10 protein-coding genes are annotated in these 9,238 nt (G+C 61.2%); 7 read left to right on the top strand and 3 right to left on the bottom strand.

All coding sequences use genetic code 11. The features are described 5' to 3' along the window. Positions 1–38: 38 nt before the first annotated feature. From DLD99_RS16030 to DLD99_RS16020, 3 genes are all read right to left on the bottom strand, one after another. Positions 39–275 (bottom strand): type II toxin-antitoxin system RelE/ParE family toxin, encoded by a 237-nt coding sequence (locus tag DLD99_RS16030; protein WP_240789134.1) that lies wholly within the window; start codon positions 273–275, stop codon positions 39–41. Positions 276–312: 37 nt separating this feature from the next. Next, entirely contained in the window at positions 313–507 is a 195-nt protein-coding gene (relB, locus tag DLD99_RS16025) for a type II toxin-antitoxin system RelB family antitoxin (protein WP_011334551.1), read from the bottom strand. A gap of 255 nt (positions 508–762) precedes the next feature. Then, entirely contained in the window at positions 763–1,710 is a 948-nt protein-coding gene (locus tag DLD99_RS16020; RefSeq protein ID WP_114883545.1) for a SphA family protein, read from the bottom strand. A 211-nt stretch (positions 1,711–1,921) separates the two neighbouring features. Between DLD99_RS16020 and DLD99_RS16015 the strand changes: the two genes are divergently transcribed. From DLD99_RS16015 to DLD99_RS15985, 7 genes are all read left to right on the top strand, one after another. Continuing rightward, the gene (locus tag DLD99_RS16015) at positions 1,922–2,956 is read left to right on the top strand and encodes an AraC family transcriptional regulator (RefSeq protein WP_114883543.1); all 1,035 of its coding nucleotides are present in this window, start codon (positions 1,922–1,924) and stop codon (positions 2,954–2,956) included. A 57-nt stretch (positions 2,957–3,013) separates the two neighbouring features. Beyond that, a complete protein-coding gene (locus DLD99_RS16010; RefSeq protein ID WP_114883541.1) occupies positions 3,014–3,901 on the top strand; it encodes a Dyp-type peroxidase in 888 nt (295 codons plus the stop codon). Between the two features lie 9 nt (positions 3,902–3,910). After that, complete coding sequence (locus DLD99_RS16005; RefSeq protein WP_114883539.1) at positions 3,911–4,879, top strand: Gfo/Idh/MocA family protein; 969 nt, start codon at positions 3,911–3,913, stop codon at positions 4,877–4,879. Positions 4,880–4,974: 95 nt separating this feature from the next. Beyond that, on the top strand, positions 4,975–5,721 hold the full coding sequence (locus DLD99_RS16000) for a GntR family transcriptional regulator (protein WP_114883537.1): 747 nt from the start codon (positions 4,975–4,977) through the stop codon (positions 5,719–5,721). Between the two features lies 1 nt (position 5,722). Then, positions 5,723–7,453 (top strand): fumarate reductase/succinate dehydrogenase flavoprotein subunit, encoded by a 1,731-nt coding sequence (locus DLD99_RS15995; RefSeq protein ID WP_114883535.1) that lies wholly within the window; start codon positions 5,723–5,725, stop codon positions 7,451–7,453. A gap of 25 nt (positions 7,454–7,478) precedes the next feature. Then, positions 7,479–7,724 carry a 4Fe-4S dicluster domain-containing protein gene (locus DLD99_RS15990; RefSeq protein ID WP_114883534.1) on the top strand — a complete coding sequence of 82 codons (246 nt, stop codon included), beginning with the start codon at positions 7,479–7,481 and terminating at the stop codon, positions 7,722–7,724. Between the two features lie 110 nt (positions 7,725–7,834). Continuing rightward, complete coding sequence (locus tag DLD99_RS15985) at positions 7,835–9,238, top strand: ABC transporter substrate-binding protein (RefSeq protein WP_114883532.1); 1,404 nt, start codon at positions 7,835–7,837, stop codon at positions 9,236–9,238.

Here is a 9,238-nt window from a genome sequence, read left to right as displayed (position 1 = left end):
GTAGTACGCTTCGGGCGGCCATTTGGCCGCCCTTTTTTTTAGGTTGATGAGGTTCGTGGGTATTGTCGTCGGGTGTGGACTAACGTCAGTATTTTGATGCGGCCGTTCACTCGATAGACCAGCAGATAGTTTGGATTGACCACCATTTCCCGAGTGCCTGGCACTCGACCGGACCGGTAACCATAGGGGATTGATGAAAGCCTTTGCGTTGCTGCACCAACCTTGTGTTGCAGAGCCGTTGAAGCGTTTGAGTTGTATTGTTCAACGTAATCGATAATGTCAGCCAGATCGTCCAGAGCTTGATTGCTCCATTCAAGCGGCAGCGCGTCGATTCTTGCGTCTCTCTTCTAATAGTTGGTCGAGCCGCACCATGGCTTCCTCATGGGGAATACCCGGGCGAGGATCATCCAGTACAGCCTGCACCTTGGCACGAAACCAGCGATCGTAGCTCTCTGCCTCTTCTTCGGATTCGAAGTCAGAGTAAAACGGGGAATGCAATATGCTCATAGTGATCTCCGTGATCAATTTCAGCAGTCTAAGGGGGGGAATGGCCCATTGTCGTCACTGGCAGACGATGCACCCCATGAGCCCTTAAGGAACCATGAGGTAGCGGGACCCAGTATCTGCAAGCCCCCCTTTCAAATCTGCCGGACGTTTCCCTCCGTTGTCCGGCAATCTCGACCGCCGCTGTAGGCCTATTCCACCCCAGCGTTTTTCAGGTTTTCAGCCTACAAATCCGCACGTGCTTTCCTACAAATACGCTCAGAACGCGTACGGAATACTCACCTTCGCCCACAACATATCGCCCTCCGGCCGGTTCTCCACGTCGAACTCCCTGGCCCAGCGGATTTCCGCACTGGCGTACTTGAGGAAGGTGAAGTGCAGCGCCGGGCCGATGGCGAACACCTGGCCGCGCACGCCGTCGTCAACGTCCTGGCCGGCGAACTGCACGGTGTGGCCGAACTGTTTGTCGTCGGTGGTCTGCTTGAGGTAATAGCCATTGACGCCGAGCATCAGGTCGTCGGTGATCTTGTAGCTGGCCGAGTAATCGAAGTGGAAGATCTGCCCGGACTTGTAGTCGGTGTCCTTGTTCTTCTCGTTGAAGCTGTAGGTGGTCTTCATCGAGACTTCGGTGTTGTCCGTCGGCAGCCAGGTGAAGGAGAACAGCGGCTTGTAGGTGTAGAAATTGTTGCTGGTGTTGGCCAGCCGATCGACGCTGTATTCGCCGGTGGGGACGGTGATTTCCACCGCAGCGCCGAGGGTCAGGTTCTTGCCCATGTCCCACAGGATGATCGGGGCGATGGTGGTATCGCCCATGCCTTCGCGGGTGTCGCTCTGGCCGAACACCGAGACTTCCTGCTTCAGCCATGGCTGGGCGATGTAGCCGGCCAGGCGTCCGCCGAACACCCGCACCGGGCTCAGGTAATCGATGCGCGGGATGACCGCCGTGGATTCGATCTCGACATTCGGCACCTTGCCGCCGAACGAGCTGATATTGAGCTTGGTCGCCTTGTAATGGTTGTAGTAGAGGTTGAAGGCGACCATGTTCTCGGGAAGGCTGTCGACCTCCAGCGGCAGCATGAAGAAGCCGTCGGTGCCGGGGCCGATATTGTCGACGCCGGCTTCGGTGGCCAGCGCCGGCAGGGTGGTGGCGCAGCCGAGCAGGCTCAGCGCCAGTCGCACAGGGAATGTCGCGCGGTTCGGGGTCATGTCCGTCCTCATTATTATTGTGTTTGGGCGCACCGCCGGCGCGCAGGACGCCCGGCCACTATAGAAATAAGCCCTTGGCGCACGCCGGGGCAGGGTATTGGCGGACACGGAAGGGGGCTTCTGCGGACAGTCCACCAACCCTGTGCTAACTTCCTTCGACATAACCGGTAACAAAAATAACAATTCAGCGTGATCCGGAATGTCAGCCCCCATGAACGCAAAACTCCAAGACCCCACCTTCGATCTGGCGCTGGTGTCGCCATTTCTGCTGCAGACCCTGGCCGAAGTCGCCGCCAACAAGGGCATCGAGCCGCAAAGCCTGTGCCGTGGCCTGGGCTTTGACGTCGAGGATCTGCAGGATCCGTCGCAGCGGATTTCCTATCGCCAGGCCGTGGCCATGATCCAGCGGGCGCTCAAGGCCTTGCCCAATCAGGGGCTGGGCCTGTGGGTCGGCGCGCAGAACGTGCTCGGCACCCTGGGTTTGCTCGGGCATGTGCTGTCGCTGTGCAAGAACCTGCGCGATGCGTTCGAGCTGGGCATTCGCCATCAGCACACGTCCGGCGGCATCGTGGTGATCAGCGTGGATGTGGTGGGCGAGCAGGTGCACGTCGACGTGGAGTGCCGCTTGCCGTTCGCTGAGGTGCAGATATTCGCCGTCGAAGAGTTTTACGCCAGCCTGCTGGTCTACGGCCGGGCGCTGGTGGGCGAGACGTTCAAGCCGATTGCCGTGGAGTTCGTCCACGCGGCGCCGGATTACGTCGATGAATACCGACGGCTGTTGGGGCCGGACGTACGCTTCGGTTGCCTGCACAATCGCATGCTGATCGACGTGCAATGGCTGGATGTGAACCTGCCCAACCACCATTCACTGGCGTTGCGTCAGGCAGTCAAACTGCTGGAGCTGGAAGCCGCGCAGGTGCATCAGAAGCTCGATCTGATCCAGGCTGTGGAGCGCGCCATTGCCCGGGACCTGAGCCGGGGCAGCCACATTGAAAAGATTGCCGGCGACTTGAACATGAGCAGCCGCACTTTGCGCCGGCGTCTGACTGAGCACTCATTGACATTCGAGGCGCTGCTGGAGCAGGTGCGGCAGGCGCGCACCATGAGTTTGCTGGCCAATCCTGATATGCCGATCGAGCGTATTACCGAGGAGGTCGGCTATAGCGACGTGCGCAGCTTTCGTCGGGCGTTCAAGCGCTGGACCGGCAAAAGCCCGAGCGCGTGGCGCAACGAGTGCGTCATCTGATCCCACACAAACCCTCCGGCTACAGTTAAACTCCGCGCTCTTTCCCAAGGAGTTCACATGAGTTACTACCAGCCGGGCATCCTCGCCACCCCAGTTCCGCCGCAAGCACGTCACCTGTTTTTCGCCCTCGAGTCGGTTGAAGCGCTGCCGCAGGCGATCGACAACCTGCTGAACCTGGTGGACGGCAAGTCGGCGGTGGTCGGTTTCGGTGAATCCCTGGCCAAGGCCCTGAATGTGAACATCGACGGCCTGCGCAGCTTCCCGGCGCTGACCGGCGTTGGCGTGGAAAACCCGTCGACCCAGCACGCCCTGTGGGTCTGGCTGCACGGCGTCGACCGTGGCGAGCTGCTCAACCGCAGCACTGCACTTGAGGCCGCACTGGCCCCGGCGCTGCGTCTGGTGCAGATGCAGGAAGCCTTCCGCCACAAGGACGGCCATGACCTGACCGGTTATGAAGACGGCACCGAAAACCCTCATGACGAAGCCGCCATCGCCGCCGCACTGCAAAGTGAAGGCGCCGACGGTCTGGTCGGTGGCAGCTTCGCCGCGATCCAGCAATGGCAGCACGACCTCAAGGGGTTCCATGCGTTGTCCGCCGAGGACAAAGACAACATCATGGGCCGTCGCCTGAGCGACAACGAAGAGATCGACGACGCCCCGGTGTCCGCCCACGTCAAGCGCACCGCCCAGGAAAGCTTCGCTCCGGAAGCCTTCGTCGTGCGCCGTTCAATGCCGTGGATCGAAGGTGACCGCGCCGGCCTGATGTTCCTGGCGTTCGGTTTCTCCCTCGATGCCTTCGAAGCACAGCTGCGCCGCATGAGTGGTCTGGAAGATGGCATCACCGACGGCCTGTACCGCATCAGCCGGCCGATCACCGGCGGCTACTACTGGTGCCCGCCGCTCAAGGACGGCCACCTCGACCTGCGCGCACTGCGCATCGGCTAAGGCGTGACGATGAACGTGGTGCGCTGGGGCATGATCGGTTGCGGGAGTGTTGCCGAACGCAAGAGCGGGCCGGCCTTCTACAAGGCCCCCGGCTCGGCGTTGGTGGCGGTGATGGGGCGACGCCTCGAAGCCGTGACCGATTACGCCGCGCGCCACGGCATCGCCCGGACTTACACCGACGTCGATGCGCTGATCAACGACCCCGAGGTGGACGCGGTGTACATCGCCACGCCCCCCGACAGCCACCATGCCTACAGCCTGAAAGTCGCCGCCGCCGGCAAGCATTGCTGCGTGGAAAAACCCATGGCCCTCAACGCCGGGCAAAGCCGCGAAATGCAGCGGGTGTTTGCCGATGCAGGTCTGCACTTATTCGTGTCCTATTACCGCCGTTCGCTGCCGCGTTTCCAGCAGGTTCGGCAATGGTTGCAGCAGGGGCGTATCGGCGAAGTGCGGCATCTGAGCTGGACGCTGACCAAGGCGCCGTCGCCGAAGGATCTGGACGGCAGCGCCAACTGGCGCACCGATCCGGCGGTGGCTGGTGGCGGGTATTTTGCGGATCTGGCCAGCCATGGTTTCGATCTGTTCCAGTACCTGCTGGGCGACATCGTTGAAGTCGCCGGCTTCACGGCGCGTCAGGCCGGGTTGTATGCGGCGGAAGATGCGGTCAGCGCCAGTTGGCGATTCGCCTCGGGCGCGTTGGGCATGGGCTGCTGGAGCTTTGTCGCGGATCGGCGCGAGGATCGGGTCGAGATCATCGGCAGCCAAGGGCGGATTGGCTTTTCGGTGTTCGACGAGCATCCGGTCGAACTGCACGCCGATGAGGACATCAGCCTGGAAATCCCCCATCACGATCACATCCAGTGGCATCACGTGCTGGGCATGAACGCGCAGATTCGCGGTGAGTCTAGGCATCCGGCAGTAGCCGCCGAAGCGCTGAAGACCGATTGGGTCATGGATCAGATCCTCAAGCGCCACTGAAGGCGCATCTAACCTTATGCCCATTCGGTATTTCTCAAGCTTGTCATAACGTCTCTAAGATCACGTCATAACTCGTTATAACAAGTGATCCCGTGATGACCGATAACGTTCTCTCCTTAAGTAGCGTTCCGCTGCACACCCAACTGCGCGACGTGCTGCGCGCTCGCATTCTCGACGGCGAATACCCGCAAGACAGCCAGATGCCGTCCGAAAGCGAGCTCGGCACGCTGTTCAAAGTCAGCCGCATCACCGTGCGCCAGGCGCTGGGCGATCTGCAGAAAGAAGGGCTGATCTTCAAGATCCACGGCAAAGGTACCTTCGTCGCCAAGCCCAAGACCTTCCAGAACGTCAGCACCCTGCAAGGCCTCGCCGAGTCCATGACCGGCCGTGGCTACGAGGTGATCAACCGCCTGCGCAGTTTCAAATTCATCGCCGCCGACAAACTGGTCGCCGAGCGTTTGCAGGTCGCCGAAGGCGAAATCGTTGCGCAGATCAAACGCGTACGGCTGATCAACCGCGAGCCGATCTCGCTGGAAATCACCTACTTGCCAAAAGCCGTCGGCGAGCGGCTGGAGAAGGCTGATCTGGTCACCCGCGACATCTTCCTGATCCTCGAAAACGACTGCGGTATCGCCCTCGGCCACGCCGACCTGGCCATCGACGCGGTGCTGGCGGACAGCGACCTGACCCAGGCCCTGAACGTCGAGGCCGGCTCGCCGATCATGCGCATCGAGCGTCTGACCCACGATGGCCACGGCCAGCCGCTGGACTTCGAACACCTTTACTACCGTGGCGATGCGTTCCAGTACCGCCTGCGGATCGACCGGCAAAAAGGGGCGTGACATGACCCGCAATACCTTAGAGCAGGAATACGACATCGTCGTGATCGGCGGCGGCACGGCCGGCCCGATGGCGGCGATCAAGGCCAAGGAAAAGAACAAGGAGCTGCGCGTGCTGCTGGTGGACAAGGCCAACGTCAAGCGCAGCGGCGCGATCAGCATGGGCATGGACGGCCTGAACAACGCGATCATTCCCGGCCACTCGACGCCCGAGCAGTACACCAAGGAAATCACCATCGCCAACGACGGCATCGTCAATCAGGCGGCGGTCTACGCCTACGCGACGCACAGCTTTGAAACCATCGAGCAGCTCGACCGCTGGGGCGTGAAGTTCGAGAAGGACGAAACCGGCGATTACGCGGTGAAAAAAGTCCACCACATGGGCGCCTATGTGCTGCCGATGCCGGAAGGGCACGACATCAAGAAGGTCCTGTATCGCCAGTTGAAACGGGCGCGGGTCAGCATCACCAATCGCCTGGTCTGCACCCGTTTGCTGACCGACGAGGAGGGCGCCGTCAACGGCGTGATGGGATTTGACTGCCGCACCGCCGACTTCCACGTGATCAAGGCCAAAGCCGTAATCCTCGCCTGCGGCGCTGCCGGGCGACTGGGTTTGCCGTCCTCGGGTTACCTGATGGGCACCTACGAAAACCCGACCAATGCCGGCGACGGCTATGCGATGGCGTATCACGCCGGGGCCGAACTGGCGAACCTCGAGTGCTTCCAGATCAACCCGCTGATCAAGGATTACAACGGCCCGGCCTGCGCCTACGTCACTGGCCCGCTGGGTGGCTACACCGCCAACAACAAGGGCGAGCGCTTCATCGAGTGCGACTACTGGAGCGGGCAGATGATGTGGGAGTTCCACCAGGAACTGGAAAGCGGCAATGGCCCGGTATTCCTCAAACTTGACCACCTGGCCGAGGAAACCATCCAGAACATCGAGGAAATCCTGCACAGCAACGAGCGCCCGAGCCGTGGCCAGTTCCACGCCAATCGCGGCACCGATTACCGCACGCAGATGGTCGAGATGCACATCTCGGAAATCGGTTTCTGCAGCGGTCACTCGGCGTCCGGGGTGTGGGTCAACGAGCGTGCCGAAACCTCGGTGAAAGGTTTGTATTCGGCCGGCGACATGGCCGCCGTACCGCACAACTACATGCTCGGCGCGTTCACCTACGGCTGGTTTGCGGGTCACAACGCGGCGGAGTTTGTCGCCAGGCGCGAGTTCTCCGCGCTGGATGCCGAGCAGATCGCGAAGGAAAAGGCCCGGGTCTACGCACCGCTGGATCGCGAACACGGCCTGCCGCCGGCCCAGGTCGAGTACAAGCTGCGACGCTTCGTCAACGACTACCTGCAACCGCCGAAAGTGACGAAGAAGATGGAAATCGGCCTGCAACGCTTCAGCGACATCGAACGTGATCTCAACGAGATGAAGGCCAACAACGCCCACGAACTGATGCGTGCCATGGAAACCAGTGTGATCCGCGACTGCGCCGAAATGGCCGCCCGCGCCTCGCTGTTCCGCGCCGAAAGCCGTTGGGGCTTGTACCACTATCGCGTCGATCACCCGCAGCGGGACGACCGCGAATGGTTCTGCCACTGCCACCTGAAGAAGGGCGAGGACGGGCGCATGACCAGTTTCAAGAAAGCCGTCGAGCCTTACATCATCCCCCTCGATGCCGAGGAAATGCAGGCTTACGACCGCCTTCGGGTCGGCGCTTTTGCCGCTTGAGCCATCACTAGAGAGAGTCCGGACCATGGCCTATCAAGCCCAGGAAATCTTCTTCCGCTCCAACGCCCCCGTCACTGTGGACGAGGACATATGCATCGCCGAAAAGGGCTGCACCGTGTGTGTCGACGTCTGTCCGATGGACCTGCTGGCGATCAACCCGGCCACGCAAAAGGCCTACATGGCCTTCGATGAATGCTGGTACTGCATGCCTTGCGAAAAGGATTGCCCGACCGGTGCGGTGAAAGTCGAAATCCCGTATCTGCTTCGCTAAAACGCTATCCGGCAACACCGGACGCCTGATTCAAGACACCCCTCGTTTCCCACCGCGCCCTGATCGCGGCGGAGACGAACATCCTAAAAATGATTCGAGGGGATTCAACCATGTTGCGTGCAGCAATCGCCGGTCTGGTACTGGCTTCGTTCACCCTGTCGGCCTCGGCCGAAACCATCCGCATCGCCATCGGCACCCAGGACACCACCATCAACTGCGCCGCCGGCGGGCTGTTGATCCGTGAGCTCGGCCTGCTCGACAAATACCTGCCCCACGACGGCGCCTACAAGGACGCCAAATATGATGTGCAGTGGAAGAACTTCACCAGCGGCGCACCGCTGACCAACGAGATGGTCGCCGGCAAACTCGACTTCGGCGCCATGGCCGATTTCCCCGGTGCGTTTAACGGCGTGGCGTTCGAAACCGCCGGCAAGCACAGCCTGTTCATCAGCGTGCTGTCGGGCAGCATCAAGGGCAGCGGCAACGGCATCGTGGTGCCGAGCGCGTCCGGCGTGCAGTCGTTGAGCGAGCTCAAGGGCAAGACCATCTCCGTGCCGTTCGCTTCCACGGCCCACGGCATGTTGCTGCGCGCGGTGGCCGAGCAAGGATGGGATCCGCTGAAGGATGTGAACATCATCGCCCAGCCACCGGAGGTCGCAGGCTCGGCGTTGCAGGCCGGCAAGATCGACGCCCACGCCGACTTCGTGCCGTTCGCCGAACTGTTCCCGAGCCGCGGCTTCGCCCGCAAGATCTACGACGGCGCCCAGGCCAATGCACCGACCTTCCACGGTGCGCTGGTGGATCAGGCCTACGCGAAAAAGTACCCGGAAATCGTCGTCGCCTACCTGCGCGCAACCATCGAGGCCAATCAACTGCTGGCCGCCGAACCGGAGAAATACAGCGAGCTGATCGCCAAGGTCACTGGCGTCGATGCCGAGGTCAATTACCTGTTCCACGGCCCGCTGGGCGTGCAGACCCGTGACCTGAGCTGGAAACCGGAATATCGACAGGCCGTGGGCACCGCCATCGACACGCTGAAGCTGCTGAAGAAGGCCGATCGCGGACTCGACCTGAATACCTTTATCGACGATCAGTACATCCGCGCGGCGTTCAAGGCCTCGAACCTGGATTACGCCGCGCAACTGGCCAACTACGCGCAGACGCCGTTGAAGTCTGTCGATGCGGTGACTGGAAAAGCCATTTCTGATTTCAGCCATGTTGCGGAAATCTGGGTGCGGGGGGAGGACAAGGTTCGGCGGTATGCCTCGGCTGAAGAGGCGTTCACGGCGTTGGCCGGCTTGAAGTCGGAAGGCAAGAACATCCGGGCGGTGTATGCCCAGGCGAGTGACAGCGGGATCAAGTTGCTGGCGGAGCAGGCGTGGTTTGCCAGTGATGGGAAGGGGCGGTTGAGTGCGTTTTTGTTGAAGGGGCAGGCGCAGCAATTTGCTTCGGCGCAGGGAGGCAAGGTGTTTGATTTCACCGATGCCACCGCGCAGGCTGTGGTCAGTCGCTAA

Source organism: Pseudomonas kribbensis, assembly GCF_003352185.1.
Classification (GTDB): domain Bacteria; phylum Pseudomonadota; class Gammaproteobacteria; order Pseudomonadales; family Pseudomonadaceae; genus Aquipseudomonas; species Aquipseudomonas kribbensis.
Note: the sequence above shows the minus strand (reverse complement) of the source record. Positions and strands in the feature narration are given on the sequence as shown.